General features: G+C 73.5%; 30 protein-coding genes. 16 read left to right on the top strand and 14 right to left on the bottom strand.

The window, feature by feature from the left end:
- Window position 1 precedes the first annotated feature (1 nt).
- Window positions 2-667: a response regulator transcription factor gene (locus tag ACZ51D_RS05425; RefSeq protein WP_465616863.1), complete on the bottom strand. Its 666-nt coding sequence runs from the start codon at window positions 665-667 to the stop codon at window positions 2-4.
- Window positions 668-809: 142 nt separating this feature from the next.
- Here ACZ51D_RS05425 and murJ point away from each other — a divergent pair, with 142 nt between their 5' ends.
- The 3 genes from murJ to ACZ51D_RS05410 are packed head-to-tail and all read left to right on the top strand — an operon-like array spanning window position 810 to window position 3,087.
- A complete protein-coding gene (murJ, locus tag ACZ51D_RS05420; protein WP_465661275.1) occupies window positions 810-2,405 on the top strand; it encodes a murein biosynthesis integral membrane protein MurJ in 1,596 nt (531 codons plus the stop codon).
- Window positions 2,402-2,722 (top strand): hypothetical protein, encoded by a 321-nt coding sequence (locus tag ACZ51D_RS05415; RefSeq protein WP_465616867.1) that lies wholly within the window; start codon window positions 2,402-2,404, stop codon window positions 2,720-2,722. The genes murJ and ACZ51D_RS05415 overlap by 4 nt, the downstream gene beginning before the upstream one ends.
- Window positions 2,723-2,736: 14 nt before the next feature.
- A complete protein-coding gene (locus tag ACZ51D_RS05410) occupies window positions 2,737-3,087 on the top strand; it encodes a hypothetical protein (protein WP_360499946.1) in 351 nt (116 codons plus the stop codon).
- Window positions 3,088-3,178: 91 nt separating this feature from the next.
- Here the strand turns inward: ACZ51D_RS05410 and ACZ51D_RS05405 are convergent, their stop codons facing one another.
- Entirely contained in the window at window positions 3,179-3,679 is a 501-nt protein-coding gene (locus tag ACZ51D_RS05405; RefSeq protein ID WP_465661273.1) for a GNAT family N-acetyltransferase, read from the bottom strand.
- 99 nt (window positions 3,680-3,778) lie between these two features.
- On the opposite strand from ACZ51D_RS05405, the gene ACZ51D_RS05400 reads away from it, so the two are divergent.
- A complete protein-coding gene (locus tag ACZ51D_RS05400; RefSeq protein WP_465616871.1) occupies window positions 3,779-4,408 on the top strand; it encodes a response regulator in 630 nt (209 codons plus the stop codon).
- A gap of 12 nt (window positions 4,409-4,420) precedes the next feature.
- Here the strand turns inward: ACZ51D_RS05400 and ACZ51D_RS05395 are convergent, their stop codons facing one another.
- Both ACZ51D_RS05395 and ACZ51D_RS05390 read right to left on the bottom strand, forming a co-directional pair.
- Complete coding sequence (locus ACZ51D_RS05395; protein WP_465661272.1) at window positions 4,421-5,293, bottom strand: transglutaminase family protein; 873 nt, start codon at window positions 5,291-5,293, stop codon at window positions 4,421-4,423.
- Window positions 5,294-5,405: 112 nt separating this feature from the next.
- Window positions 5,406-6,419 (bottom strand): GNAT family N-acetyltransferase, encoded by a 1,014-nt coding sequence (locus tag ACZ51D_RS05390; RefSeq protein ID WP_465616875.1) that lies wholly within the window; start codon window positions 6,417-6,419, stop codon window positions 5,406-5,408.
- A gap of 130 nt (window positions 6,420-6,549) precedes the next feature.
- On the opposite strand from ACZ51D_RS05390, the gene fdxA reads away from it, so the two are divergent.
- Both fdxA and dapC read left to right on the top strand, forming a co-directional pair.
- On the top strand, window positions 6,550-6,876 hold the full coding sequence (gene fdxA / locus ACZ51D_RS05385; protein ID WP_030061559.1) for a ferredoxin: 327 nt from the start codon (window positions 6,550-6,552) through the stop codon (window positions 6,874-6,876).
- A 20-nt stretch (window positions 6,877-6,896) separates the two neighbouring features.
- Complete coding sequence (gene dapC, locus ACZ51D_RS05380) at window positions 6,897-8,045, top strand: succinyldiaminopimelate transaminase (protein ID WP_465661270.1); 1,149 nt, start codon at window positions 6,897-6,899, stop codon at window positions 8,043-8,045.
- 139 nt (window positions 8,046-8,184) lie between these two features.
- Here dapC and ACZ51D_RS05375 read toward each other — a convergent pair whose 3' ends face one another.
- Window positions 8,185-8,988, bottom strand: a complete 804-nt coding sequence (locus ACZ51D_RS05375) for a hypothetical protein (RefSeq protein ID WP_465616879.1) — start codon at window positions 8,986-8,988, stop codon at window positions 8,185-8,187.
- 303 nt (window positions 8,989-9,291) lie between these two features.
- Window positions 9,292-10,269: a VldE C-terminal domain-containing protein gene (locus tag ACZ51D_RS05370; RefSeq protein WP_465616905.1), complete on the bottom strand. Its 978-nt coding sequence runs from the start codon at window positions 10,267-10,269 to the stop codon at window positions 9,292-9,294.
- A 472-nt stretch (window positions 10,270-10,741) separates the two neighbouring features.
- Here ACZ51D_RS05370 and dapE point away from each other — a divergent pair, with 472 nt between their 5' ends.
- The gene (dapE, locus tag ACZ51D_RS05365) at window positions 10,742-11,818 is read left to right on the top strand and encodes a succinyl-diaminopimelate desuccinylase (RefSeq protein WP_465661269.1); all 1,077 of its coding nucleotides are present in this window, start codon (window positions 10,742-10,744) and stop codon (window positions 11,816-11,818) included.
- A 132-nt stretch (window positions 11,819-11,950) separates the two neighbouring features.
- Window positions 11,951-12,760 (top strand): LOG family protein, encoded by an 810-nt coding sequence (locus tag ACZ51D_RS05360; protein WP_360499964.1) that lies wholly within the window; start codon window positions 11,951-11,953, stop codon window positions 12,758-12,760.
- A gap of 68 nt (window positions 12,761-12,828) precedes the next feature.
- Here ACZ51D_RS05360 and folP read toward each other — a convergent pair whose 3' ends face one another.
- Window positions 12,829-13,641, bottom strand: coding sequence for a dihydropteroate synthase (gene folP, locus ACZ51D_RS05355; protein ID WP_465661419.1), 813 nt, complete (start codon window positions 13,639-13,641; stop codon window positions 12,829-12,831).
- A gap of 181 nt (window positions 13,642-13,822) precedes the next feature.
- Here folP and ACZ51D_RS05350 point away from each other — a divergent pair, with 181 nt between their 5' ends.
- Window positions 13,823-14,269 (top strand): DivIVA domain-containing protein, encoded by a 447-nt coding sequence (locus ACZ51D_RS05350; RefSeq protein ID WP_465661267.1) that lies wholly within the window; start codon window positions 13,823-13,825, stop codon window positions 14,267-14,269.
- Complete coding sequence (locus ACZ51D_RS05345) at window positions 14,266-14,859, top strand: DNA-3-methyladenine glycosylase I (protein ID WP_360499968.1); 594 nt, start codon at window positions 14,266-14,268, stop codon at window positions 14,857-14,859. The genes ACZ51D_RS05350 and ACZ51D_RS05345 overlap by 4 nt, the downstream gene beginning before the upstream one ends.
- 9 nt (window positions 14,860-14,868) lie before the next feature.
- Here the strand turns inward: ACZ51D_RS05345 and ACZ51D_RS05340 are convergent, their stop codons facing one another.
- Entirely contained in the window at window positions 14,869-15,669 is an 801-nt protein-coding gene (locus tag ACZ51D_RS05340; RefSeq protein WP_465617439.1) for an enoyl-CoA hydratase-related protein, read from the bottom strand.
- A gap of 300 nt (window positions 15,670-15,969) precedes the next feature.
- On the opposite strand from ACZ51D_RS05340, the gene ACZ51D_RS05335 reads away from it, so the two are divergent.
- Window positions 15,970-16,137: a DUF3117 domain-containing protein gene (locus ACZ51D_RS05335; protein WP_014137929.1), complete on the top strand. Its 168-nt coding sequence runs from the start codon at window positions 15,970-15,972 to the stop codon at window positions 16,135-16,137.
- 196 nt (window positions 16,138-16,333) lie between these two features.
- Here the strand turns inward: ACZ51D_RS05335 and ACZ51D_RS05330 are convergent, their stop codons facing one another.
- Window positions 16,334-16,966: an O-methyltransferase gene (locus ACZ51D_RS05330; RefSeq protein WP_360500090.1), complete on the bottom strand. Its 633-nt coding sequence runs from the start codon at window positions 16,964-16,966 to the stop codon at window positions 16,334-16,336.
- Window positions 16,967-17,140: 174 nt separating this feature from the next.
- Between ACZ51D_RS05330 and sigE the strand changes: the two genes are divergently transcribed.
- From sigE to ACZ51D_RS05310, 4 genes are all read left to right on the top strand, one after another.
- Window positions 17,141-17,992, top strand: coding sequence for an RNA polymerase sigma factor SigE (gene sigE, locus ACZ51D_RS05325; RefSeq protein WP_465617768.1), 852 nt, complete (start codon window positions 17,141-17,143; stop codon window positions 17,990-17,992).
- Window positions 17,989-19,011, top strand: coding sequence for a zf-HC2 domain-containing protein (locus tag ACZ51D_RS05320; protein ID WP_465617441.1), 1,023 nt, complete (start codon window positions 17,989-17,991; stop codon window positions 19,009-19,011). Before sigE ends, ACZ51D_RS05320 begins: the two co-directional genes overlap by 4 nt.
- A 148-nt stretch (window positions 19,012-19,159) precedes the next feature.
- Window positions 19,160-19,594, top strand: a complete 435-nt coding sequence (locus tag ACZ51D_RS05315; protein ID WP_360499974.1) for a sec-independent translocase — start codon at window positions 19,160-19,162, stop codon at window positions 19,592-19,594.
- 223 nt (window positions 19,595-19,817) lie between these two features.
- Window positions 19,818-20,486, top strand: coding sequence for a hypothetical protein (locus ACZ51D_RS05310; protein ID WP_465617443.1), 669 nt, complete (start codon window positions 19,818-19,820; stop codon window positions 20,484-20,486).
- 83 nt (window positions 20,487-20,569) lie between these two features.
- Here the strand turns inward: ACZ51D_RS05310 and ACZ51D_RS05305 are convergent, their stop codons facing one another.
- The 4 genes from ACZ51D_RS05305 to ACZ51D_RS05290 form a co-directional block, all read right to left on the bottom strand.
- Window positions 20,570-21,730 (bottom strand): Mrp/NBP35 family ATP-binding protein, encoded by a 1,161-nt coding sequence (locus ACZ51D_RS05305; RefSeq protein ID WP_360499978.1) that lies wholly within the window; start codon window positions 21,728-21,730, stop codon window positions 20,570-20,572.
- 56 nt (window positions 21,731-21,786) lie between these two features.
- Window positions 21,787-22,374: a DUF1003 domain-containing protein gene (locus tag ACZ51D_RS05300; protein WP_396287773.1), complete on the bottom strand. Its 588-nt coding sequence runs from the start codon at window positions 22,372-22,374 to the stop codon at window positions 21,787-21,789.
- Between the two features lie 37 nt (window positions 22,375-22,411).
- Complete coding sequence (locus ACZ51D_RS05295; protein ID WP_465617446.1) at window positions 22,412-23,707, bottom strand: magnesium transporter MgtE N-terminal domain-containing protein; 1,296 nt, start codon at window positions 23,705-23,707, stop codon at window positions 22,412-22,414.
- A gap of 127 nt (window positions 23,708-23,834) precedes the next feature.
- Window positions 23,835-24,374, bottom strand: a complete 540-nt coding sequence (locus ACZ51D_RS05290; protein WP_465617448.1) for a hypothetical protein — start codon at window positions 24,372-24,374, stop codon at window positions 23,835-23,837.
- Window positions 24,375-24,505: 131 nt separating this feature from the next.
- On the opposite strand from ACZ51D_RS05290, the gene ACZ51D_RS05285 reads away from it, so the two are divergent.
- Window positions 24,506-25,483, top strand: coding sequence for a DMT family transporter (locus tag ACZ51D_RS05285; protein ID WP_465661266.1), 978 nt, complete (start codon window positions 24,506-24,508; stop codon window positions 25,481-25,483).
- Window positions 25,484-25,486: 3 nt separating this feature from the next.
- Here the strand turns inward: ACZ51D_RS05285 and corA are convergent, their stop codons facing one another.
- Window positions 25,487-26,608 (bottom strand): magnesium/cobalt transporter CorA, encoded by a 1,122-nt coding sequence (gene corA / locus ACZ51D_RS05280; protein ID WP_465617452.1) that lies wholly within the window; start codon window positions 26,606-26,608, stop codon window positions 25,487-25,489.
- Window positions 26,609-26,769 lie beyond the last annotated feature (161 nt).

Below are 26,769 nucleotides of genomic sequence, written 5' to 3'. Positions count from 1 at the left end.
GTCAGGCCTCCAGCCGGTAGCCGGCGCCACGCACGGTGGTGATCGAGCGGACGCCGAACGGGGAGTCCACCTTGCGGCGCAGCATGCTGACGTACACCTCGACGATGGACTCCTCGCCGTCGAAGGCGATGTCCCACACCTCGTCGACGATCCGGCGCTTGGACAGCACCTCGCCGGGGTGCTCGGCCAGGCAGCGCAGCACGGCGAACTCGCGCTCGGTGAGGGTGATCTCGGCGCTGCCCCGGCCGCAGCGGCGGCCCGCCGGGTCCAGCCACAGGTCGCCGACCCGCAGCAGCGGGCCGGGGGTCTGGCTGCGGCGGATCAGGGCGCGCAGGCGGGCCAGGAAGACCAGGTAGGAGAACGGCTTGGTGAGGTAGTCGTCGGCGCCGGTGTCCAGGCCCTCGGCCTCGTCGTACTCGCCGTCCTTGGCGGTCAGCATCAGGATCGGGGTGGTCACGTCGTCGGCGCGCAGCGCCTCGCACACCTTGTAGCCGTTCAGGCCGGGCAGCATGATGTCGAGCACGATCGCCCGGTAGGGGTGCCGCTGGGCCAGTCGCAGGCCGGTGAGGCCGTCCGGGGCGAGGTCGACGGTGTAGCCCTCGGCCTCCAGGCCGCGGCGCACGGCCGCGGCGACCTGGGCGTCGTCCTCCACCACCAGAATCTCCATGCGGATCAGGATGCCACCGGCGCCGGATCCGTTCCTTAAGCGCTCTTCAGCTTTCTCAGCCTCGCTTCAGGGGACTTGGCGCATGCTCTCGCCGTTTCGCCGATCCGTTCGGGTCGGTGCCCGGAGCGAGAGGGGCTGGCGGATGACCGTTCTCCAGGAGGCCGTGCGGGCCCGTGGGCTTCCTGCGGTCCGGTCCGCCCGGCACCGCAAGCCGCGGCGCACCGTCCCGCCGAGCGTGGTGATGGCGGCGGGGACGGTGGTGTCCCGGGCCACCGGCTTCGTCCGCTCGGCGGTCCTGGTGGCCGTCCTCGGCTCGGGGGTCCTCGCGGACGGCTACAACGTGGCGAACACCGTGCCCAACATCCTGTTCGTGCTGCTGATCGGCGGCGCGCTGAACACCGCGCTGGTGCCCCATCTGGTGCGTGCCGCCGAGGAGTCGGCGGACGGCGGCGCGGCGCACGTCAACCGGCTGGTGACGGTGCTGGTGGCCGCGCTGGTGGTGCTGACGGCGGTGGTGGTGCCGGCCGCGCCGTACGTGGTGCGGGCGTACACCTCGTACGGCGGCGCGCAGTTGGACCGCACGGTGCTGCTGGCGTACCTGTGTCTGCCGCAGGTGTTCTTCTACGGCCTGTTCACGGTGCTGGGCCAACTCCTCAACGCCCGGCAGCGGTTCGCGCCGATGGCGTGGGCGCCGGTGCTCAACAACCTGGTCGTGATCGGGGTCTTCGGCGCCTATGTCGGACAACGGTCCTTCTCCGGCGCCGACTTGGCCGTGCTGGGCGCCGGTACGACGGCGGGCGTGGTCGCGCAGAGCCTGCTGCTGCTGCCCTGTCTGCGGGCCGCCGGGGTGCGGCTGCGGCCGCGCTGGGACTGGCGCGAGGCCGGGCTCGGCGAGCCGCTGCGGGCTGCCGGATGGACGCTGCTGCTGGTGCTCGGCGACCAGGTCGGCTACTGGGTGGTGACCCGGCTCTCCACGCTCGTCGGCTCGCAGGCCGCCGCGGCCGGGCTGCCCGGCGTCGGGTACACGGCGTACAGCAGCGCGTACCTGCTGTGGATCGTGCCGCACGGCGTGGTCACGGTGTCCGTGGTGACCGCCGTCGTCCCCTCGCTCAGCGCCGCGGCCGACTCCCCGCGCGTCGTCCGCGGGCTGCTCGCCCGTACGGTCCGCACGATCGGGGCGGTCACCGTCCCGGCGGCCTGCGCGCTCGCCGTCCTCGCGCCGCAGCTGTGCGCCCTCGCCTTCGGCCACGGCCGTACCGGCTCCGCCGACGTCCAGGCCATCGCGGGCATGCTGACCGCCTTCGCGCCCGGCCTGGTCCTCTACTCGGCCTCGTACGCGCTGACCCGCACCTTCTACGCGCTCGGCGACAGCCGCACGCCCTTCCTGCTCAATCTGCTGCCCGTCGCCGCGACCGCGCTCGGTGCCCTGCTCTGCTACCGGCTGCTGCCGCTGCGCTGGGCCGTCACCGGGATGGCCGGCTGCTACGGCGGCTCCTTCCTGCTCACCGTCCTGGCCGCCTACCCGCTGCTGCGCAGGCGTCTCGGCCCGCTGCGCGTGCTGGGCGCGCACGCCAAGCTGCTCGCCGCCGCCCTCCCGGCCGCGGCCGCCGCCTGGTGGGCCACCCGCTACGGCCTGCCGGCCGCCGGCGCCGTCCTCGCCGTCGTCTACCTCCTCCTCGCCCGTCTCCTCCGCATCGAAGAACTGTCCGCTCTCACCGAACGGTTGCGCCGCTCATGACCCAGCTTCCCGATGACATCGTCCGTACCCTCGACGTCCTCCTCCCCGAGGGCCACCCCCTGCGCGCCCAAGTCGCCCACCTGCGCGTCGAGTCCCGCTGCCGATGCGGTTGCAGCACCGCCCTCTTCGCCGGTGTCGAGGACGGCGCCCGCTCGGAGGTGGTGGCCGAGGCGGCCATCGGCTCCGACGGCGAGGTGCTCCTCTTCGCCGAGGACGGCCGGCTCTCCTGGCTGGAGGTCTGCTCCTGGAGCGACCCCAAGCTCACCCTCGCCGACGCCGCCCGCTACCTCCTCGGGGAACCTTCCGACCCGAGCTGATCGTCCTGTCGGGCATGTCCTCTGTCCTCATCCTCGGCTTCGACCCGCACACCGTCCCCGGCATGGACGGCGACGCCCTGCGGGCCGTCCTCGACGCCGAACTCGCCCGCTTCGCCGACCACGGCATCGACGCCGCGATGACCCTGGTCGCCCCCGACGCGACCGCCGAGCCCGCGATCGTCGCCGCGCTCGACGGGCACGGATGGGACGTCGTCGTCATCGGCGGCGGCATCCGCAAGCCCGAACCGGCCCTCCCCTTCTTCGAACTCGTCGTCAACCTCGTCCGCCGCCATGCCCCGCACGCCGCCATCGCCTTCAACACCAGCGGCGCCGACAGCGTTGAGGCCGCCCAGCGCTGGCTCTGACCCGCACCGCACCTGCACCTGCACCCGCAGCCGTTGCAGGAGCAGGAGCCGGAAGGAGCGGGAGGTCGGCCGGGCCGACTTCCCGCTCCGGCTACTCCGGCGGGCTCAGGTCGGCCAGGCTGCGGCGGTAGGAGAGCCCGGGGCGGTCGCCGAGCAGGACCTCGTCCACGAACCGGAAGCCGTTGCGGGCGAGGACGGCCTGTGAGGCCGGATTGTCGACCGTGGTGGCGGCGGTCAGGCCGGTCAGGCCGTACGAGGTGGCGGCGAGGCGGCAGACCTCGGCGACGACGGCGGAGGCGAGGCCGCGGCCGGCGGCGGATTCGGCGATGCGGTAGCCGAGTTCGGCCGAGCCGTCGACGAGGTCCAGCAGGTTGACGCGGCCGACGAGGTCCCCGTCCGCGTCCCGGACGACGTGGAACCGGCAGGTGCCCTCGGCCTGTTCATCAAGGAGCGCGGCGAGGCGGGCGGGGAACTCGGCGAAGTAGGCGTCACCGCGGTCCGGGACGGTGCGGGCGAAGTAGGCGCGGTTGGTGCGTTCGAAGGCCAGCAGGGCCTCGGCGTGGTCGGGGCGGAGGAGTTCCAGGGTCGGCATCCGGACAGTGTGGTCCCACGGGGACGCGGTGAACCACCGGAATACCTCCCGCAGCTCTGCCCCCACGGGCGGCTCGACTCGCCCTCTAAGGTCATGGCCATGAACGACACTGACAACGGGGCCTCGATCCGCGTGCTGCTCGCCGAGGATCAGGGGATGGTCCGGGAGGCGCTGGCCGCGCTGCTCGGACTGGAGGGGGACATCGACGTCGTCGCGCAGGTCGGGCGCGGGGACGAGGTGGTGGCGGCGGTGCTGGCGAACGACGTGCAGGTCGCCGTGCTGGACATCGAGATGCCTGGCATGACGGGCATCGAGGCGGCCGCCGAGCTGAGCAGGCGGGCACCGCGCACCAAGGTGGTCATCGCGACGACCTTCGGCCGCCCCGGCTACCTGCGCCGGGCGATGGAGTCGGGCGCCGACGCGTTCCTGGTGAAGGACGCGCCCGCCTCCGAACTGGCCGAGGCGATCCGCCGGGTGCTGCGCGGCGAGCGGGTGATCGACCCGGCGCTGGCGGCGGCCGCGCTGGCCGAGGGCGCCAACCCGCTGACCGCGCGCGAGCGGGACGTCCTGGGTGCGGCCGCCGACGGCGCGGTGAACGCGGACATCGCCAAGCGGCTGCACCTGTCGGAGGGAACGGTCCGCAACTACCTGTCGATGGCGATCCAGAAGACCGAGGCCCGCAACCGCACCGAGGCGGTCCGGATCGCCCGCGAGAAGGGCTGGCTGTAACCGGCGGAGGGCTCAGTTGAGCCGGTGCCGCGCCGCCCGCGCCTCCTGCCGGACCTTGGCGGCCCCGTCCGGGTCGAAGGCGTCCAGGATCTGCGCGTACGCGTCCATCTCCGCCGAGCCGCCGAGGAAGTCCCCGGTGCGGACGAGGAGTTCGGCCCGCTCCAGCCGGAGCTGGGCGGGGTGGCGGGGCAGCAGCAGGGCGAGCTCGGTGGCCCAGAGCTGGGTCCGGGCGTGCTCGGGGCGGTCGGCTGCCCAGGCCCGGATGTTGCCGAGCACGCGCAGCACGATGTCCAGCGGCTGGGCCGGGGTGAGCAGGGCTGGCGTGAACTCGTGCCCGGCGGCGGCGACCAGGTCCTCGACGTCCGAGGGGTCGAGCAGCCGCCCGCCGTGGAACGGGTCGGCCAGGATGTACTCCTCGCCGCCGGCCGGCCCGCCGACGGCGACGATGAAGTGGCCCGGCAGCGCGATGCCGTGGACGGTGAGCCCGGCCCGCCGCCCGACCGCCATCCACACCAGCGAGAGCATGATCGGCAGTCCCCGCCGCCGCCGCAACACCTCGGGCAGCAGCGAGGACTCCAGCCGCCGGTAGTCCGCCTGCTGCCCGTGGAAGCGCTCCCGCCCGGCGAGGACGGCCGCGAGCAGGGCGGCGGTCTCCTCCGGCCCGGCAGGCGCGCGCTCGGCGACGGCCAGCCGGACGGCGCCCGCGTGCCGTTCCAGCGCGGCTTCGCAGGCGGCGAGCAGGGCGTCCACGCCCGGCGGCTCGCCGGGATCGCCCGGGTCGAGCGCCGGGCCGTGTTCGGCGGCGGCGAGCAGGCAGAGCAGCACGGGGTCGGGCTGCTCGGAGCGGGCGGCGGTCCGGAAGCGGTCTCTGCTCTGCTCGGTCACGGTGACGGCGACGGCTTTCGTACGGCGGACGGACAAGGCGACTGGCGGGCAAAACGGGTGGCGGGCAAAACGACCGGCGGGCAGGCCGCGAACGGGACGAACGGCGGTTCGGCTACCCCTGGGGAAGAAGGGCGTAGTGGTAAGTGTGACTGGTCGTGAAGCCGAGTCCGTCATAGAGCGCGATCGCCCCCGCGTTCTCCGCCTCGACCTGCAGGTATCCGCCGCTCGCGCCCTCCTCGGCCGCCCGCGAGGCGAGCACCGCCATGACCGCCGTCGCCAGCCCGGCCCGCCGAGCGTACGGCTGCACCTCGATCGCGCCGAAGCAGGCCCAGGGCCCCTCGATGACGCAGCGTCCGATCGCCAGCGGCGGCTGCCCGGGCGCCCCCGGCACGGTGGCGAACCAGAGCGACGGTCCGCCGTGCAGCACCTGCCGCGCCGCCTCCTCGACCGCCGGGTCCTCGCCCACCCGCCGGTACAGCGACAGCCACGCGTCGTCCGCCGTCCGTGACAGCCGCACCCGGTCGTGCCCGCCGCCCGCGCGGGCGAGCCCGGCGAGCGGGGCGGTGCGGACCAGGGTGGGCGCGTACCCGGCGCCCAGCCGGTCGAGTTCCGCCCGCAGGTCCTTCGGCGACCCCGGGGTGATCACCTCGACGTACGAGGGCAGCCCGCGGTCCGCGTACCAGGCGCGGACGGTCGCCAGGGCCTCCGGCAGCGGCAGCCCCGGGTCCCCGAGCGCCTGGACGGAGTTGGCCCGCCGGGTGAACCCGGCCGAGGCGCGCAGCGTCCACTCGCCCAGCGGCTCCTGCTCGACGGCGGGCCAGCCGCGGCCCGCGATCCGCTGCAGTTCGACCGGCGAGGTGACCGGCAGCGGAGCGCGCCGGGCGGGAAACGGCGGCACGACCTTGCCTGCGACCAGCAGCTTCTCCGGCAAGAAGACCGGATCCCCGGATCGCGGCTCGATCGTCAACCCATGGTCGTCCCACGATGTGAGCACGCCGATCGAATCCCGGAACACCGGCCGGTCGTCCACGAACTCGGAGAGGCGTCGGACGGACACGCGTCGTCCCACGTCAGAGCGATCTATCCGGACCTCTGGCCGGTCGTCAACCGGGTTGCCCGTCGCCATGTGGCCACCTCCTGTGCATTTGCGGTCTCCGACCCGCGATACTAGGGGCGGGCATCGACGACGCCGCGCTCACCGCGCACGCGAGCAGAACAGAACGGGCCACCAGGCCCTTCCGAGGAGGAACGACAGCGTGACTTACGTCATCGCGCAGCCTTGTGTCGACGTGAAGGACAAGGCGTGCATCGAAGAGTGCCCGGTTGACTGCATCTACGAGGGCGAGCGATCGCTCTACATCCACCCGGATGAGTGTGTCGACTGTGGCGCATGCGAGCCGGTCTGCCCGGTCGAGGCGATTTTCTACGAGGACGACACTCCGGAGGAGTGGAAGGACTACTACAAGGCGAACGTCGAGTTCTTCGACGACCTGGGCTCGCCCGGTGGCGCCTCGAAGCTGGGCCTGATCGAGCGCGACCACCCGTTCATCGCCGCTCTGCCGCCGCAGAACGCCGACCACTGACGATCGGTGGCATCGAAGCTGTGAACAACGACAGCACGCGCGCGCCGTTCCCGGGCCACCCGGGGGCGGCGCGCCGCGTTTCGGAACTCCTGCCGGTCTTCCCCTGGGACAAGCTGGAGCCGTACAAGGCGACCGCCCTGGCCCACCCGGGCGGCCTCTGCGACTTCTCCGTCGGCACCCCGGTGGACCCGGTTCCCGAGGTGATCCAGAAGGCGCTGGCCGCGCACACCGACACGCCCGGCTACCCGACCGTCTGGGGCCCGCTGGAGCTGCGCGAGGCGATCGCCGGCTGGCTGCACCGCCGCCTCGGCGCCGAGATCGGCCCGCAGGCCGTCCTGCCGACCGTCGGCTCCAAGGAACTGGTGGCCTGGCTGCCGACCCAGCTCGGCCTCGGCCCCGGCGACCAGGTCGCCTACCCGCGCCTGGCCTACCCGACGTACGAGGTGGGCGCGCGGCTGTGCGGCGCCGAGCCGGTCGAGTACGACTCGGTGGACGAGCTGGACGGCTCCCGGGTGCGGCTGCTCTGGGTGAACTCGCCGTCCAACCCGACCGGCCGGGTGCTGGGCGCGGACGAACTGCGCCGCGCCGTCGAGTGGGCCCGCGAGCACCGGGCGCTGCTGGTCAGCGACGAGTGCTACTTCGAGCTGGGCTGGGAGGCCGAGCCGGTCTCCGTCCTGCACCCGGAGGTGTGCGGCGGCGGCCACGAGGGCATGCTGGCCGTCCACTCGCTCTCCAAGCGCTCCAACCTGGCCGGCTACCGCGCCTCCTTCGTCGCGGGCGACCCGGTGGTGGTCAGGGAGCTGCTGGAGGTGCGCAAGCACGGCGGCATGATCGTGCCCGCCCCGGTCCAGGCCGCGACCGTCGCCGCGCTCGCGGACGACGCGCACGTGGCCGAGCAGCGGGAGCGGTACGCGGCCCGGCGCTCGGCGCTGCGCGCTGCGCTGGAGGCGTACGGCTTCCGGATCGAGTACTCCGAGGCGAGCCTCTACCTGTGGGCGACCCAGGACCGCCCGTGCTGGGAGACCGTGGCCGAACTGGCCGGGCTGGGCATCCTGGTGGCGCCCGGCGACTTCTACGGTCCGGCCGGCGAGCGCTTCGTCCGGGTCGCGTTCACCGCGACCGACGAGCGGGTCGCCGCGGCCGTGGAGCGGCTGAACGCGGCGTGCTGAACGCGGCGTGCTGAACGCGGCGTGCTGAGAACAGTGCGCTGAGCGAGGCGCGCTGGGCGAGGCGCCTGCCGCACGCCGAAGGGGCCGGTGTTCCGAGCGGAACACCGGCCCCTTCGTCATGCCGACTGCGGCACGCGGACTACAGCGGCAGGCCGCTGATGTTGCCGCCGTTCACGCCGTTCAGCAGCCCGCCGACCGGGCCGAGCGAGCCGGTCAGGCCGGACAGCGGGTTGTTCGGGCCGAGGTCGGCGCCGCCGAGGCGGTTGGCCGAACCGTGCTCGGCCAGGCCCAGGACGTCGGTGCCGGGCAGGTCGGCCGGCAGGGCGTGCTCGACCGAGCCGAGCGGCAGCGCGCGCTCCACCGAGCCCAGCGGCAGGGCGTCGGTGACGGCGTTGGTGCCGGGGACGGCACCGGAGAGCTTGTCGGCGCCCGGCAGGGCCTGGGCGATGGCGCCCGCCTGGGCGAGCCCGCCGACCGGGCCGGCGTCCGCGTTGGCGCTGCGGGTGCCCATGCCCTTGCCGGTGACGGCCTCGCCGAGCTTGCCGGCCAGCGCCGAGGCGACCTTCGGGGTGACGGCGGAGAGCTGGCCGGTGGTGGCGGCGGTCTGGTCGACCGGCGCGGTCAGCGAGCCGGCCTTCTCGTTCGCCTCGGGGAGCTGGTGGGCGACGATGCTGCCGGCGGCGTCGGCGGAGGCCGGTACGCCGGCGGCGACGGTGGCCGCGCCGGTGGTGCCGGCGGCCTGGCCGAGCTGGTGGGTGGTGTGCTGGAGGGTGGAACCGGTGTCGGTGTTGGTCAGCTGGCCCAGCGGCGCTGCGAGGTCGCTCTTGGGCAGCAGGGCGTCCCCGCCCAGGGCGGACGCGGAGCCGGCCGCGACCAGCGGGGTCGCTCCGGCCGCCACGACGAGCGCGGCCTGAGCGATCCGGCGCGTGAGGGGGTGAGACATGGGGCTCCTCGAAGGGGTCTGGGTCCGTCCCGTCCGCCCCTGGGACCGGGCGTGGACGACCGGGCGGACGACGTTGTTACCGCTTGAGAAGCCAGAAGGTTTCGGCCGGTGCAAGAAAAGCTCCTGACCGACCATCGGATCGTAAGACTGCAGCAGTGGCGCACACCGGGCCTCGCCCGACAGCGCTGCACCGGTCCAGGCCAAGGGGAGTGACGGTTCTCCAACAGGGGTCGCCGAACGGGCGGCGGGTCCAGCGAAGTTGACCGGAATCACCCGTCCGGCGGCAACCCGAACGTGAGTGCGTCAGCCCTTGGCGGACGGCGCCAGAGTGACCTGGACGAGCTTGGTCGAGGTACCCGACGGCTGCGGCTGCCAGCCGTCCCCCGACTTGGACTTGCGCCAGATCTTCCCGTCGTAGGCGACCGTCGCGATGCCCAGCTGCTGGGCCTGGGCGACCGCCCAGTGGGCCACCTCCCAGCCGCTGGCCCGCTCGGCGCTCACCCCGCCGTCCGCGCCGGCGTCCGACGAGGACGTCAGCGCGGCGGTGGCCGGGTCCGGGGTCAGCGCCACCGCGTTCTCGGCGCCCTTGATGGTCGAGGCGTAGCCGGTGGCCGGCGTGACGGTACGGCCGAACTCCCGGCGCACCCGGTCGGACAGCACCTGCGCCCGGTCCGGCACCGCGACCGGGGTGGCGGAGGCGCCCGCCGTGGGGGACGGGGAGTCCGCCGGGTCCGGAGCGGCGTAGTCGTGCACGATGCAGGAGAACGAGGCGGGCTCCCGGCCCGCCAGCGCCGAGGTGAGCAGGGTCGCCTTGGTCTCGTGCTTGGCGTAGGCCTGCGGATACCCGCTCTTCTGCACAGCCTGCGCGGCGTCGGTCAGCGGCAGCCGGGTGTAACCGGGGACCTTGACCAGGCCGTCCAGGAACTTGTTCGTCGCGTACACCGGGTCCGCGATCTGCGCCGGGGTGCCCCAGCCCATCGACGGCCGCTGCTGGAAGAGGCCGATCGAGTCCCGGTCGCCGCCCTCGAGGTTGCGCAGCTTGGACTCCTGCATGGCGGTCGCCAACGAGATCGCGGTGGCCCGGTCCGGCAGCCCGCGCGAGCGCGCCACCGCCGCGATCGTCGCCGCGTTGGCGGCCTGCGGCAGCTCCAGGGTGCCGTTGCCGGCCGCGGTCTTCACCGTGCAGCCCTCGGTCTCGCCCGGCTTGAAGCCGAACCACCAGATGCCGACCACGGCCAGACCCGCGACCAGCGCGAGACCGAGCAGCCCGACGATCACCATCAGCAGCGCGCGCAGCGGCCCGCGGCGGCGGGCGGGCGCCGTCTCGTCGCCCAGCTCCTCGCTGCTCCTTCTCCTGGCCACCGTCGCCCCTCTCGCGCCTGCTTCTTGATCCGACACCGTACCCACTCGGACGGATGTGCGGCGCCCCCCGGTTGCCGTTACTCGCCCGCTCGCCTCCGGGCGCTCGGGATCCGGAGCCGACGGTCGGCGCTCCAAGGCCCTCGTTCCTCGGGCCTCCTCGCTACTCCCTTTCGGCTCCGGCGCGCCCTTCGGCTCGGGGCGGGGACTCGCCCGCTCGCCTCCGGGCGCTCGGGATCCGGAGCCGACGGTCGGCGCTCCAAGGCCCTCGTTCCTCAGGCCTCCTCGCTACTCCCTTTCGGCTCCGGCGCGCCCCTTCGGCTCGGGGCGGGGGCCCGAATCGTGTCACGGAACGACCACGGAGGGCACATCCGGCGCGGACTAGGCTGGCGCCATGAGCAGCCCGAACCCGACGCCCCTGGACCTCACTCTCGACGGCGGCGCGCTGACCGCCAGGCTCGTCGACTTCCCCTCGGTGAGCGGCGACGAGCAGGCGCTCGCCGACGCCGTGGAGGCCGCCCTGCGCGGCTACCCGCACCTCACCGTGGACCGGTACGGCAACAACGTGGTCGCCCGGACGAACCTGGGCCGTGCCGAGCGGGTCCTCCTGGCCGGCCACCTGGACACCGTGCCGATCGCCGACAACCTGCCGTCGTACGTCGAGGGCGACCTGCTCTACGGCTGCGGCACCTCGGACATGAAGTCCGGCGTGGCCGTCCAGCTGCGGCTCGCCGCCACCCTGCCCGAGCCCAACCGCGACCTCACCTTCGTGTTCTACGACTGCGAGGAGGTGGAGGCCCACCGCAACGGCCTCGGCCACCTCGCCAAGGAGCGCCCGGACTGGCTGGCCGCCGACTTCGCGGTGCTGATGGAGCCCAGCGGCGCCATGGTCGAGGGCGGCTGCCAGGGCACCCTGCGGGCGCAGGTCCGGCTGACCGGTGTGCGCGCCCACGCGGCCCGCAGCTGGCTCGGCGACAACGCCATCCACCACGCCGCCGAGGTGCTCACCCGGCTCGCGCAGTACCGGCCGCGCCGGGTGGAGATCGACGGCCTGGAGTACCGCGAGGGCCTGAACGCGGTCCGGATCGACGGCGGTGTGGCCGGCAACGTGATCCCGGACGAGTGTGTCGTCACGGTCAACTTCCGCTACGCGCCGGACCGCAGCGAGGCGGAGGCGGAGAAGCACGTGCGCGAGGTCTTCGACGGCTTCGAGCTGACCGTCACCGACTTCGCCCCGGGGGCCCTGCCCGGCCTCTCCCAGCCGGCCGCGCAGGCCTTCCTGGCGGCCACCGGCGGCCAGGCCCGGGCCAAGTTCGGCTGGACGGACGTCGCCCGGTTCAGCGCGCTGGGCGTCCCGGCGGTCAACTACGGCCCCGGCGACCCGAACCTCGCGCACAAGCGGGAGGAGCACTGCTCGCTGAGCGCCATCGCGGAGACCGAGGAGCGGCTGCGGGCCTGGCTGACCAGCTGAGCGCCCCGCTCACCGGCAGAGCCTCGGCGCCGGGCAGCTGATCCGATCAGCGGTCGAACGCTACCTTCCGGTTGCCCAACCGACCTTCCCCCGTTGCCTGAAAACGGGGGAAGGCGGGCGTAGGGTTTCGTCATGACAGGCACAGGAGACGAAAAGCAGTACGGGCACGGCCCCGAGCAGGTCGGCGTGCCTCGGAAGAAGAAGGCCTGGCCCGAGAAGCAGAAGGGCCCGGTGCTGGTGCGCCGGGACCAGGTCGGTACGAGCACCACGGACCAGCGCCTGCTGGACACCACCGGCCCCACCGACTGGCTGCACACCGACCCGTGGCGGGTGCTGCGGATCACCTCCGAGTTCGTCGAGGGCTTCGGCGCCCTCGCCGAACTCCCGCCCGCGATCAGCGTCTTCGGCTCCGCCCGGACCCCGGCCGACTCGCCCGAGTACGAGGCCGGCATGGCCATCGGCCGGGCCCTCGCCGAGGCCGGCTACGCGGTGATCACCGGCGGCGGCCCGGGCGCGATGGAGGCCGCCAACCGCGGCGCCTCCGAGGCCGGCGGCCTCAGCGTCGGGCTCGGCATCGAGCTGCCCTTCGAGCAGGGCCTCAACGAGTTCGTCGACCTCGGGCTGAACTTCCGTTACTTCTTCGTCCGCAAGACGATGTTCGTGAAGTACGCGCAGGGCTTCGTGGTCCTGCCCGGCGGCCTCGGCACCCTGGACGAGCTGTTCGAGGCGCTCACCCTGGTGCAGACGAAGAAGGTCACCCGCTTCCCGGTGATCCTCTACGGCACCGCGTACTGGGGCGGCCTCTTCGAGTGGCTGAAGAACACCCTGGTCGCGCAGGGCAAGGCGGCCCCGCACGACCTGGAGCTGTTCCACATCACCGACGAGGTCGACGAGGTCATGAAGATCCTCGCCGACGCCCGTCGGCCCGCCAACGAGATCTAGCGCGAGCGAGCCGAAGGGGCACCGGGTTCCGAGCGTCCCGGAGGCGAGCCGGGCGCCGGCAAGGAGGCCTAGGCCAGCCCCCGGCGGGCGACCGCCGGGGGGCGGGTGCCCCGGATCGAGGCGACCATGTCCAGCACCTGGCGGGTCTCCGCGACCTGGTGCACGCGGTAGATCCGCGCGCCCAGCCAGGCCGAGACCGCCGTGGTCGCCAGGGTGCCCAGCAGCCGCTCGTTCACCGGCCGGTCCAGGGTCTCGCCGACGAAGTCCTTGTTGGAGAGCGAGACCAGCACCGGGAAGCCGGTCACGGTCATCTCGGGCAGCCGCCGGGTGGCCTCCAGCGAGTGCCGGGTGTTCTTGCCGAAGTCGTGGCCCGGGTCGATGATCACCGCGTCCCGCCGCACGCCCAGCTCCACCGCGCGCTCGGCCAGCCCCACGGTCACCCGCAGGATGTCCGCCATCACGTCCTCGTAGCCGGTCCGGTGCGGACGGGTGCGCGGCTCGGCGCCGCCCGCGTGGGTGCAGACCAGCCCGACGTCGTGGCGGGCGGCCACCTCGGCGAGTTTCGGGTCCACTCCGCCCCAGGCGTCGTTCAGCAGGTCCGCGCCCACCTCGCAGACCGCCTCGCCGACCTCGTGCCGCCAGGTGTCCACGCTGATCACCGCGTCGGGGTGGCGCTTGCGCAGCTCGGCCACGAAGGGCACGGTGCGCCGCAGCTCCTCCTCGACCGTGACCTCGTCGCCCGGCCCGGCCTTGACCCCGCCGATGTCCAGGATCGCCGCGCCCTCGGCCATCGCGCGGTCTGCGGCGGCGAACGCGGCCTCGTCGGCGAAGGTCGCACCCTTGTCGAAGAACGAGTCCGGCGTCCGGTTGACGATCGCCATGATCACCAGTTCGTCGTCACCGAATTCCCGCGGTCCCAGGCGCAGTGCCACCGATGTCTCCTCCTGAGCTCCTGCGGGTGCGATGATGGCCCCCGGCCTCACTAAGGGACCATGCTGTCATGATCAGTCTGGTTCCCTGGCACCTCGACGAAGGCCGACCGGGAGTTCGGGAGGACAGCTCGTGTTCTGGGTGATCGTGGTCGCCATGGCCGTGGTGGTCGGCGGCGCCGCCCTGGTGGCGCTCGGCGGGGGCGGCTCGATGCCGGAGGCGGTACCTGACCGCATCTCCGCACGGCTCCCGCAGGACCGGCCGCTGGGCAAGGCGGACGTGGACGAGCTGCGCCTGCCGATGGCGCTGCGCGGCTACCGGATGGACGAGGTGGACGACGTCCTGGACCGACTCGGCGCCGAACTCGCCTACCGCGACGCGCGGATCGCCGAGCTGGAGGCCGCCGCCCATCTGCGGGGCGCGGTCGAGGCGACCCACGGCCCCGACCCGGCGGCCGAACCGCTGCCCGGCCTGGAGCAGTTCGCCACGGTCGTCGAGCCGGCCGTCGCCCTCACCAAGCCGTCGGCCGCGGAGCCGGCCCACGCCCCCGAGGACGCGAAGCCGGTGCAGGACCAGTGACCGAGCCGGTCGACGGCGCGGTGCTCGGCGCGGACGGGCTGCGCCGCTGCGCCTGGGGGGACTCCACCGACGACTACCGGGTCTACCACGACACCGAGTGGGGCCGTCCGGTGCACGGCGACGACGCCCTGTTCGAGCGGGTCTGCCTGGAGGCCTTCCAGTCCGGCCTGTCCTGGCTGACCATCCTGCGCCGCCGCGAGGGCTTCCGGGCCGCCTTCGCCGGCTTCGAGATCGCCAGGGTCGCCGAGTTCGGCGAGGCCGACCGGGAGCGGCTGCTCGCCGACACGGGCATCATCCGCAACGGGGCCAAGATCGACGCGGCGATCGCCAACGCGCGGGTCGCCCGCGACCTGGAGGGCGGTCTCGACTCGTTGATCTGGGGGTTCGCCCCGGACCCGGCCCGGCCGGCCCCCCGCCGGATGGGCGAGGTGCCGGCCGTCACGCCCGAGTCGACGGCGCTGGCGAAGGCGCTGAAGAAGGCGGGCTTCCGCTTCGTCGGCCCGACCACCGCCTACGCCCTGATGCAGGCCTGCGGCCTGGTGGACGACCACCTGGCGGACTGCCACGTCCGCACCGGGGCGAAGGGCTGAGCCGAGGCCCTAGCGGCCCACGTACTTCGGCTTCTCCTTGGAGATGAAGGCGCGCACCGCGATCCGGTGGTCCTCGCTCTCGCCGGCCAGCGTCTGCAGCTCGTCCTCCTTGTCGAGGAGTTCGGACAGCGAGTGCGAAGCGCCGTACGCCAGCGACTCCTTGATGGCGCCGTACGCGACCGTCGGGCCCTCGGCCAGCTCGCGGGCGAAGACCCGTGCGGTGGCGGCGAGTTCCTCGGCCGGCACCACCTTGGTGGCCAGGCCCAGCTCCATCGCCTCGGCGGCCTTCACCGTCCGGGGCAGCATCAGCAGCTCGGTGGCCTTGGCGTGCCCGACCAGGCGGGGCAGCGTCCAGGACGCGCCCGAGTCGGCGGTCAGGCCGATCCCGGCGAAGGCGGTGTTGAAGCCGGCCCGGTCGGACATGATCCGGAAGTCGCAGGCGAAGGCGAGCGAGGCGCCCGCGCCGGCGGCCACCCCGCCGACCGCGGCCACGGTCGGCTTGCGCATCCCGGCCAGCGCCCGGGTCAGCGGGTTGTAGTGCTCGGCGACGGTGCGCAGCGCGCCCTCACCGGTCTCCTCGGCCCGCTTCAGCAGCGTCAGGTGCTCGTTGAGGTCCTGCCCGACGCAGAACGCGCGCTCGCCCGCTCCGGTCAGCAGTACGGCCCGCACCGCCGGGTCCTCGGCCGCGGCGACCACGGTGTCGCGCAGCGCGACCTTGGTGGCGACGTCGAGGGCGTTCATCGCCTCGGGGCGGTTGATGGTGATGACGGCCAGGCCGCCGTCCAGCTCGTACAGCACGGAATCGGACATGGGGGAGGGCTCCCTGGATGATCGTCGTGGTGTCGGTGTCGTGTGCCAGGATGCCGGAGCACGCGGCCGCCTGGGGAGTGTGAGGTATCGCACCTTCCGGTGGCGCCCGCACTGCCGCCACGCCGGGGCTTATGACGTGAATTGCGGCGGTTGGGGGCGGTCCGGCCGAGGTTGCACCGAGAGTGATGTTGGTCATCAGCCCGTGGCATGCGGGATAATGGCTTCCGATCAATGCGTTCGATACCGGCGGTGGACGGACTGCCGGTGCGTAGCTGAGCGGTTGCAGGAAGGGGAACGAGCATGGCGGCCATGAAGCCGCGGACGGGTGACGGCCCGCTCGAAGTCACCAAAGAGGGGCGGGGCATCATCATGCGCGTTCCGCTCGAAGGCGGCGGACGCCTTGTGGTGGAGCTCACGCCTGACGAGGCCGACGCCCTCGGCGAGGCCCTGAAGAAGGCCTGCGGCTGACCGCAGCGGGTGCTCGCCATCTCCTGGAGATGCACTGCCGGGCCCGGGTACGACGTCATGTCGGCCCGGGTCCGCGCGTTTTCCGGCCGGGCCCGGCGTCGGCCCGCGGCCGGGAGCCCGTAGCCGGGAGTCCGTTAGCGGGGAGTCCGAGGACGGCAGTCCGAAGACGCCCCCGGCACGGCCCCGGCGCACGGCCCTAGCGTTTGACGGCGCAGAGCAGCCCGTCCGAGACCGGCAGCAGCGCGGGCAGCAGGGCCTCGCTCTCCCGGACGTCCCGGACCAGGTCCCGTACGGCGCCGGTCTGCGGGTCCTGTTGCTCCGGCTCTGCCAGCCGGCCCTCCTGGAACACCCCTTCGAAGCAGACCATCCCGCCCGGCCGCAGCAGCCGCAGCGACTCCAGCAGGTACTCGCGGGACTCGGCCGGATCGCCGTCGCAGAACACCAGGTCGTACTGGCCGTCGGCGAGCCTGGGCAGGACATCCAGGGCCCGGCCCGGTATGAACCGGGAGCGGTTGGCCGCGAAGCCGGCCGCCTGGTAGGCCTCACGGGCCAGCTGCTGGCGCACCGGTTCCGAGTCGACGGTGGTGAGCACGCCGTCCGGTCGCATCCCGCGCAGCAGGTAGACCCCGGAGACCCCGGTGCCAGTGCCGATCTCGGCCACCGCCTTGGCGTCCAGCGCGGCGGCCAGCAGCCGCAGGCACGCCCCGCCGCTCGGCCCGATCGCGCGGATGCCGGTTCGCGCGGACTGCGCCCGGGCGTAGGTCAGCACCGGGTCCTCGCCCACGTAGGTGTCGGCGAGGGCCGCGTGCGCGGGCCCGAACTCGCTGATGGCTGCCTCTTTCGGAGCCCCGGGTGGCGGCCCGGTGCCGGGGGATGTCGATATTTCCTGCCACAGATTACTGGCCGACCGGGAACCGCGTACGGCGGCGGGCCGTTGTCATGTCGGACCGGGTACGAGAGACCTCCCGGGCACTTTTATCCGGGCTTGACGGGTGAGGTGGATATGGTGGTGGCCCTGCTGGGCAGAAGAGCCGACCGAGGAGGTGTGGCCGAGGGCGACGTCCCCGTGCGGCGGCACTCCCGCGGCACCGCGTCAGCCCGTACGCCGAAGCCCGTGATGAACCAGCCTGCGCACTCCGATCTGGACCAGCCCGCCGCCGTGACGCCGGCCGCCGGTACCACCGAGGCTCCCGCCCTCGCGACCTTCACCGAGGGCCCCGACGCGCAGACCTGGACTCCGCCCAGCTGGGAGGAGATCGTCGAGGCGCACAGCGCCCGCGTCTACCGGCTCGCCTACCGCTTGACGGGCAATCAGCACGACGCCGAGGACCTGACCCAGGAGGTCTTCGTCCGGGTGTTCCGTTCGCTGTCGACCTACACCCCCGGCACGTTCGAGGGCTGGCTGCACCGGATCACCACCAACCTGTTTCTGGACATGGTCCGCCGCCGCCAGCGCATCCGCTTCGACGCGCTCGGCGAGGACGCGGCCGAGCGGCTCCCCTCCCGGGAGCCCAGCCCGGCCCAGCACTTCAGCGACACGCACTTCGACGCCGACGTGCAGCAGGCCCTGGACACCCTCGCCCCGGAGTTCCGCGCGGCCGTGGTGCTCTGCGACATCGAGGGCCTGTCGTACGAGGAGATCGCCGCCACGCTGGGCGTCAAGCTCGGCACCGTCCGCAGCCGCATCCACCGCGGCCGCTCGCACCTGCGCGCCGCGCTCAAGCACCGCGCCCCCGGCCAGGCCCCCGGCCGTGAGCGCCGCGGTGGCTCGGAGGAGCCGGTGCCGGTCGGCGTCGGCGTCGGCGCGGTCGAGGCCGCGGTCGCGCCCGGTGGGCGCGGACGGAGGCGATCGTGAGCGGAACCGGCCGGTCAGGCTCGGACCGCTCGGACCCGTCCGGCCGGTCCCTGTCCCGGCGCGGCTGGGCCCTGCCGGGCCGTCGCGGTACCGACGAACCCGGTGAGCCCGTGCTGCCCGCGCTGGCGCTGCCCGCCGACACGGCACTGCACGCGCTGCCCGTACGGCCCGCCGAACCCGCCGCCGAGGAGCACCACCTCGGGGACCGCCTCTCCGCCTTCCTGGACGGCGAACTCGGCCACGACTCGCGCGAGCGCGTCCAGGCGCACCTGGCGACCTGCCCGCAGTGCCTCGCCGAGGCCGACGAGGGCCGCTCCGTCAAGCACCTGCTGACCCGCACCGGCACGCCCGGCCCGTCCTCCGCGCTGATGGCCCGGCTGATGGCCGTCGGCAACCTCCCCGAGGACGGCCCGGCGGACGGCGACTGGCCGCCCGGGCGCGGGCGCCACGACGACGACGACCTGCCCGGCGGCGGGGTCGCCGCCACCGGCACGCTCGGCGGCAGCCGGCTCACCGGCGGTTCCTTCGGCCGCGGCGCCGGGGCCTCCTTCGGCGCGGGCGCGCTCGGCGCCGACACCCCGGTGCCCGGCGTCGACCCGCGGGCCTTCGGGCGCGGCACGGTGTTGGGGCCGCTGATGGGCCGGCGCTCCGCCCGCCCCGAGCCCGCCGCCGGACCGGACCGCGCGGTCCGTCCGCAGTCGACCGCGGCCGCCGTCCGGTCCGCCGCGCGCGGGCGCCGGCTGGTCTTCGCGGCCGCGGGCGCCTTCTCCGTCGCGGCGGTCACGCTCGGTGGCGTCGGCGGGCTCTCCCCGCAGGGCGAGGACCGCCACGGCACGACCGTCAGCCCGGCCGGCGGCAACGCCGGCACCGGTCGCGGCGGCGGCCTCGTCCCGATGAACGCACAGGTTCAGGTGGACTTCCCGGGCCGCCCGGTCGCCGCGACCCGTGAGGCGTCCCCGCCGTCCGCCCCGGAGCGCTACCCCGGCGGCGTCGCCGCGCTGCGCCAGCAGACCCGCTAGGGCGCTCCTGGACAGCCCCTGGCGTCCGGGTCCCGACGCGTTCGGCCACCGGCAGGTCTTTACCACGGCTTCATCGCAGCGTGGGCCAGGGACTCGCCGGTGGCCATTACCCTGTAGGAACCGTCGTCCGGCGAGCTAGGGAGCAAAGGTGTTCAGCGATGTAGGCGGGCTGGAGATCCTGACCCTGATCGTGATGGCGATCATCATCTTCGGCCCGGACAAGCTGCCGAAGCTGATCCAGGACACCGTGGGCTTCATCCGGAAGATCCGTTCCTTCGCCGACAACGCGAAGGAGGACATCCGCAGCGAGCTCGGCCCCGAGTTCCAGGACTTCGAGTTCGAGGACCTCAACCCCAAGAACTTCGTCCGCAAGCAGCTCATGGGTGGCCAGGAGGACCCGCTGGGCCTCAAGGACATGAAGGACTCGCTGGACATCCGCTCCGTCCTGGACGACAAGCCCGCGGCGCCGGTGAACGGCCGCAGCGGCAGCGTCAGCTTCGAGAAGTCCGCCCCGGCGCCCGCCTCCGCCGGTGCCCCGCTGACGCCCGGCGAGCGGCCCCCGTTCGACCCCGACGCGACCTGACCCGCGCTCCGGTCCGACGCCCCGGCAGCACGCCACCGCCCCGCCCGGCCGCCCGGCTGAGCGGGGCGGCGGCGTGTGCGCCGCTATTGTGCTGATTGTTCCCGCTGAGCCGTCCGTCACATTCCGCGTGGTCGCGGACCAGGAACGGCCCCCGGGAACGCCGCGGTACGCCACCATGGGAGCGCGCCACGGCAGGCACACGTGCGTTTGAGGAGGCCCGGGGATGGACGCGACGAGTCAGGCGGGAGGGGCGACGGTCACGGCCGGCGGCCCGGTGGTCGGCGGACAGGCCGGCCCGGTGGACCCGCTGGTGCCCTACCTGTCCGCCGACTTCCCCTGGTACGGCCTGGACGACGGCTGGACCGGCCGGCGCTACCTGGTGCAGGCGGGCGCCGGCGCCCGCGCCACGGGCAGCGTCGACTACGGCTCGCTCGGCCACGGCGACGAGCCGGCCAAGCAGTACGAGCCGCGCGACATGCGGAAGTTCGCGGCCGTGGTCACCGTCGCCCGCCGCGACAGCCGCCGCAGCGCCGACAACACCGGCACCCTGGAGGCGACCTCCGCCTCCTCCGCCGCCTGGCTGGCCGGCTCCGGCCTGCTCGCCGCGACCTGGCCCGGCCAGCTGGACCGCGCGCTGCGCCAGAACTGGCTGGACCAGCAGAGCAGCCTCGCCTGGGACCTCGCCGACGACCTGGCCGGCCCCGGCTGGTCCACCCTCAGCCTGCCGGTCAACGGCCTGCCGCAGCCCTTCCGCTACCGCGAGTCCGAGTACGGCTGGGTGCTGGCCGGGGAGGCCCCCGGCATCCTGCTCGGCGCCTACGGCCGCGGCGTCAGCGCCTACGGCGTCGGCTTCTGCACGGTTGCGGACCTGGCCGCCTACGCCCGCCCGTAGGGCCTGCGGCCATGAACGACGAAGGGGCCGGGCGGTGCCGTTGGCACCACCCGGCCCCTTCGTCGGCTCGGCCGGCTACCGGCTCAGAACTTGTTCTTGGGCGTCAGCCCGAGCGACATCCCGGACAGGCCGCGCTGACGGCCGCCGAGCTTGCCGGCCACCGCGCGCAGGGCGGCGCCGGCCGGGGAGTCGGGCGCGGCGAGCACGACCGGGCGGCCGTCGTCGCCGCCCTCGCGCAGGCGCACGTCGATCGGGATCGAGCCGAGCACCGGGACGGTCGCGCCGACCGTGCGGGTGAGCGCGTCCGCGACGGTCTGGCCGCCGCCGGTGCCGAAGACGTCGATCATCTCGTCGCAGTGCGGGCACGGCATGCCCGACATGTTCTCGATCACGCCGACGATCTTCTGGTGGGTCTGCACCGCGATGGTGCCCGCCCGCTCGGCCACCTCGGCGGCGGCCATCTGCGGGGTGGTGACGATCAGGATCTCCGCGTTGGGGACCAGCTGGGCCACCGAGATCGCGATGTCGCCGGTGCCGGGCGGCAGGTCCAGCAGCAGCACGTCCAGGTCGCCCCAGTACACGTCGGCGAGGAACTGCTGGAGCGCGCGGTGCAGCATCGGGCCGCGCCAGACCACCGGGGCGTTGCCCGGGGTGAACATGCCGATCGAGATGACCTTCACGCCGTTCGCCTGCGGCGGCATGATCATGTCCTGGACCTGGGTCGGCCGGCCCTCGACGCCCAGCATGCGCGGCACGCTGTGGCCGTAGATGTCGGCGTCCACGACGGCGACCTTCAGGCCGTCCGCGGCCATCGCGGCCGCCAGGTTGACCGTCACCGAGGACTTGCCGACGCCGCCCTTGCCGGAGGCGACGGCGTAGACGCGGGTCAGCGTGCCCGGCTTGGCGAACGGGATCTCCCGCTCGGGGGCGCCGCCGCGCAGCAGCTGGGAGAGCTCCTTGCGCTGCTCGTCGCTCATCACGTCGAGCTCGACCTCGACGCCGGTCACGCCGGCGACCTTGCCGACCGCCTCGCGGACCCGGGTGACGATGGTGTCGCGCATCGGGCAGCCGGAGACCGTCAGGTAGACCGCGACGCGCACCGCGCCGCCCTCGGCGATCTCGACCGATTTCACCATGCCGATTTCGGTGATCGGACGGTTGATCTCCGGGTCGTTGACGGTCGCCAGCGCCTGGCGTACGGACTCCTCCGTGACGCCGGCCGCGACCTCTGTCTCGTTGGCCATGCCTTGATGGTACGGCGCCCGGCGAACCCGTTAACCCGTCGGTAGCGTGCCGAGGGTCACAGCGGCTCGGGGGCGTCCCGGCGCTCCTCGATCTCCCTGAGTAGGGACTGCAGTTCCGAGCGGATGAAGTCTCTGGTGGCGACCTCGCCGAGGCCGTGCCGCAGGGACGCGACCTCGCGGGTCAGGAACTCGGTGTCCGCGATGTTGCGGTCGCTGCGGGCGCGGTCCTGCTCCATGTTGACCCGGTCCCGGTTGTCCTGGCGGTTCTGCGCCAGCAGGATCAGCGGGGCCGCGTACGAGGCCTGGAGCGACAGTGCCAGGGTCAGGAAGATGAACGGGTACTCGTCGAAGCGCACGGTGGCCGGCAGCAGGGTGTTCCACGCTATCCAGACGACGACCACCACCGTCATCCAGACGATGAACCGCCCGGTGCCGAGGAAGCGGGCGATCCGCTCGGACAGGACGCCGAAGGCCTCCGGGTCGTAGGTGGGCAGCGAGAGCAGGCCGGGCCGCGCGGTGCGCGGCTGGTCGAGCCGGGCGCGGCCGGTGCCGGTGATCGGGGTGGTCTCCACCCGCCGTTCCCGGCTGCCCTCGCGGGTGCGCAGTTCGCGCAGCTGGCGCAGCTGCCGAAGTTCGCCCTGCAGGCGCCGACGCGCGGAGTCGTCCGGCCGACCGTTGCGGTCACCGTCCACCGGTCACCCCTTCCCTCTCGTCGTGCCGGGCGTCGTCGGCGTGCAGCGCGGCGTCGCGCCAGTCGTCCGGAAGCAGGTGGTCGAGCACGTCGTCGACGGTCACCGCGCCGAGCAGGTGGTCCATCTCGTCCACGACCGGCGCGGCGACCAGGTTGTAGGTCGCCAGGTAGCTGGTGATCAGCGACAGCGGGGTGTCCGGCGGCAGCGGGTCCAGGTCGTCGTCCACCAGCGAGCCGACCAGGACGTACGGGGGCTCGCGCAGCAGCCGCTGGAAGTGCACGGTGCCGAGGTAGCGGCCGGTCGGGGTCTCGTTCGGCGGGCGGCAGACGAAGACCTGCGCGGCGAGGGCGGGCTTGTGGTCGCTGACCCGGACCCGGGCCAGCGCCTCGGCGACCGTCGCGTCCGGCTCCAGGACGATCGGCTCGGTGGTCATCAGACCGCCGGCGGTGTCCTCCTCGTACGTGAGCAGGCGGCGCACCGGCGCGGCCTCGTCCGGCTCCATCAGCTGGAGCAGCCGTTCGGCCTCGTCGCCGGGCAGCTCGGAGAGCAGGTCGGCGGCGTCGTCCGGGTCCATCGCCTCCAGGACGTCGGCGGCGCGCTCCTCCTGGAGCTTGCCGATGATCTCGACCTGGTCGTCCTCGGGCAGCTCCTCCAGGACGTCGGCCAGTCGCTCGTCGTCCAGCGCGGCGGCCACCTCGGCGCGGCGCTTGGCGGACAGGTGGTGCATCACGCTGGCGAGGTCGGCGGGGCGCAGCTGCTCGAAGGTGGCGAGCAGGTTGGCGGCGCCCTGGTCCTGCTCGGGCAGTGCGAAGCCGGTGACGTCCTGCCAGTCCAGGGTGAGCCGCTCGCCCTTGGCCTTGCGCAGCCGGCCGGCCCGGCCGACCTGGACGAAGACCTTGCTGATCTCCCACTCGCGCAGCCGGGTCTGCACCATGCCGACGTCCAGCACGATGACGTCCTCGCCGGTCTTGGACCAGGTGACGGTGCGGTCCAGCAGCTCGGCGAGCACCAGGGTCTCGGACGGGCGCTGCTCGAAGCGGCGCAGGTTGATCACGCCGGTGGTGAGCACCTGGCCGGACTCCAGGCTGGTCACCCGGGTCATCGGCAGGAAGATCCGGCGCCGGCCGACCACCTCGACCACCAGGCCGAGCACGCGCGGTGGGCGCCCGCCGAGCCGCAGTGTGACGACGACGTCCCGGACCCGGCCGACCTGGTCGCCGTTCGGGTCGAAGACCGCGAGGGCGGACAGATGGGAGATGAAGACCCGGGTGCCTGGCCCTGCCATGGACTCCCTCGACTCGCTCGACGCCGTGCGCGGTACGTGGACGCACCCGCGGCCAATCTACCCGCGAGTGCGGGGCCCGGCCCGATGAGGGCACGGTAGCGGTCCGAGGAGACCTCGGCGTGAACCTTTAACGGCGCTTGAACAGCAGTTTGGGCAAGCCGGCCGGGATCGGGCGGCGGGTGGTGGCCGGGGTGGGCATCGGCTGGGCGGCCTGCGAGCCGTCCGGCATCGCGCCCGGGCGCTCGGTGAGCGGGCCGGCGGGCTCCAGCCGCAGCACCCGACACTCGCGGGCCCAGCGCTCGGCGATGGTGTCGGTGTCGGGCGCGTTCAGCCGCTTGCCCTTGAGCTCCTCGACGGCGCCCAGCCAGGCCTCGCTGCCCGGTGCGAGTTCGACCACCCGGGCGCTCCAGCCGGTCAGCCGGCCGCCCTTGTCCTTGCTGCGGACGGTGATCGCGGCCCCGGCGCCGGCGGCCAGGCCGTGCAGCGGCTGCTCGCCGTCCTCGCCGACCACCACGACCGCGCCGTCGTGCCAGGCGTGCCACAGCGGCCGGGCCTGCTCCTGCCCGTCCGCGCACACCCAGAGCAGACCGGACTTCTTCGCGGCCTCCTCCAGCAGGGCCTGGTCGAGGAAGTCGTCGGCGGTCGCGGCGGCGGGCGTACGGTCCATGGCCGACAGCGTACGGGTTTCTCGTCCGTTCCCGTCCGCGGATGTCTCAGCCTCCGGGCGACAGTTCCATTGCCGTGCCACGGGCCTTACCGTATGAGCGCCCCACCCATCGCCACCAGCAGAGGAGCGCCGTGCCCGTCGCCCGGCCCGCGTCCGCCCCCGCGTCCGCCACCGCCCCCGCGTCCGCCACCGCGTCCGCCACCGCCCCCGCGTCCGCCACCGCGGCCGACCCGCGGCCGACGCATCCGCTCCCCACCCTCGACCTGCTGCTGCTCGCCGTCTCGATCGGCGGCATCTCGCTGTCCGGCCCGCTGATCAGCGCCACCGCCGCGCCCGCGCTGGCGATCGCTCTCTGGCGCAACGTCATGTCGGTCGGCGTCCTCGGCCCGTACGCGCTGCTGCGCCACCGCGCCGAGCTGCGCGGGATCGGCCGCCGGGCGCTGCTGCTGGCGATCGCGGCCGGGGCGCTGCTCGCCGTCCACTTCGCGCTGTGGATGCCCAGCCTGCGGATGACCTCGGTGGCCTCCGCCACCGCCCTGGTCACCACCACCCCGCTGTGGACCATCCTGCTGATGCGCCTGATGGGCGTCCGGGCGTCCCGGACGGTCTGGCTCGGCACGATCGTGGCCTTCGCCGGGGTGCTGGTGCTGACCGGGGTCGACCTCTCGCTCTCCCCGCGCGCGCTGCTCGGCGACGCGCTCGCCCTCGCCGCCGGCCTGGCCGCGGCCGGGTACGTGCTGCTGGGCGCCGAGGTCCGCAAGACCGTCAGCACCACCGCGTACACCCTGGTCTGCTACACCACCACGGCGGTGGTGCTGCTCGGGATCTGCCTGGTCGCGGGGACGCCGATGACCGGGTGGCCGGCCGGGGTCTGGTGGCAGATCGTGCTGCTGATGGTCGCCGCCCAGCTGCTCGGCCACTCGCTGAGCAACCGCGTGGTGCGCAACCTCGGCCCGTCGATCACCTCCACCGCGATCCTGCTGGAGACCCCGGGGGCGGCGCTGATCGCCGCCCTCTGGCTGGGGCAGTGGCCCCCGGCGGCCGCCTACCCGGCGGTGGTGCTGATCCTGCTCGGGCTGGTCCTGGTCGCCCGCGGCGGGCGCAGGTAGCGGTCAGAGCCAGCCGTTGCGGCGGAAGCCCCGGTACATCCCGACGCAGATCAGCACGATCGCGCCGAGCACCGTCGGGTAGCCGTACTTGTGGTGCAGCTCGGGCATGTACTCGAAGTTCATGCCGTAGACGCCGGTGATCATGGTGGGCACCGCGAAGATCGCCGCCCAGGCGGTGATCTTGCGCATGTCCTCGTTCTGCGCCACCGAGACCTGCGCCAGGTTGGCCTGCAGCAGCGAGTTCAGCAGCTCGTCGAAGCCGTGCACCTGCTCGGCGACCCGGGCCAGGTGGTCGGCGACGTCCCGGAAGTACTTCTGGATGTCCGGGTCCACCAGCCGCTGCAGCGGCTCGGACAGCTGCTGCATCGGGCGCAGCAGCGGCACCACGGCGCGCTTGAACTCCAGGACCTCACGCTTGAGTTGGTAGACCCGTCCGACGTCGGAGCTGCGGCCGCCCTTGGCCGAGAAGACGCCGTACTCGATCTCGTCCACGTCGTTCTGCAGCCGCTCGGCGACCAGCAGGTAGTTGTCCACGACGTGGTCGGCGATCGCGTGCAGCACCGCCGACGGGCCCTTGGCGAGCAGCCCGGCCTCGTCCGCGTCGGCCTCCAGGCGGTGGCGCAGCTCCTGCAGCGAGCCGTGGCCGCCGTGCCGGACGGTGATCACGAAGTCCCGTCCGGCGAAGACCATCAGCTCGCCGGTCTCCACCACCTCGCTGGTGGGCGTGAGCTGGTCGTGCTCGACGTAGCGGATGGTCTTGAAGACGGCGAACAGCACGTCGTCGTAGCGCTCGACCTTGGGCCGCTGGTGCGCGTGCACCGCGTCCTCGACCGCGAGCGGGTGCAGGCCGAAGCGCTGGGCGATCCCCTCGAACTCCGCCTCGGTCGGCTCGTGCAGCCCGATCCAGCTGAACGAGCCCGTGCCGTCCGGGAGTTGCTGCTCGGCCTTGACCCGGCGGGCGGCCTCGCGCGGGCTGCAGGTCTCGCCCTTGCGCCGGCCCTGCTGGTAGACCGCGCAGTCCACGACCGCCGAGGCGGCGTCCTCGGGCAGGACGTCGTACACCCCGGCCGCGCCACGGCGGCGGTTGGTGCGGACGGCAGCACGCAGGCTGTTGATCATCGACATGGCAGGCTCCCAGGGGCAGGGAGCCGTCGCAAGGCGGCGCGGAAGGAAAAACGTTCGGCCGCGGTACGACGGCGAAGAACACCGGTGAAAGGGGGATGAGGGTGCTCTCCCGGCCGGTCCGTCCGCCGTGGGGCCTGCGCCCGGGGCTACCGCGGCTGAAT

It is taken from the genome of Kitasatospora sp. NPDC033851 (assembly GCF_055576085.1).
Note: the sequence above shows the minus strand (reverse complement) of the source record. Positions and strands in the feature narration are given on the sequence as shown.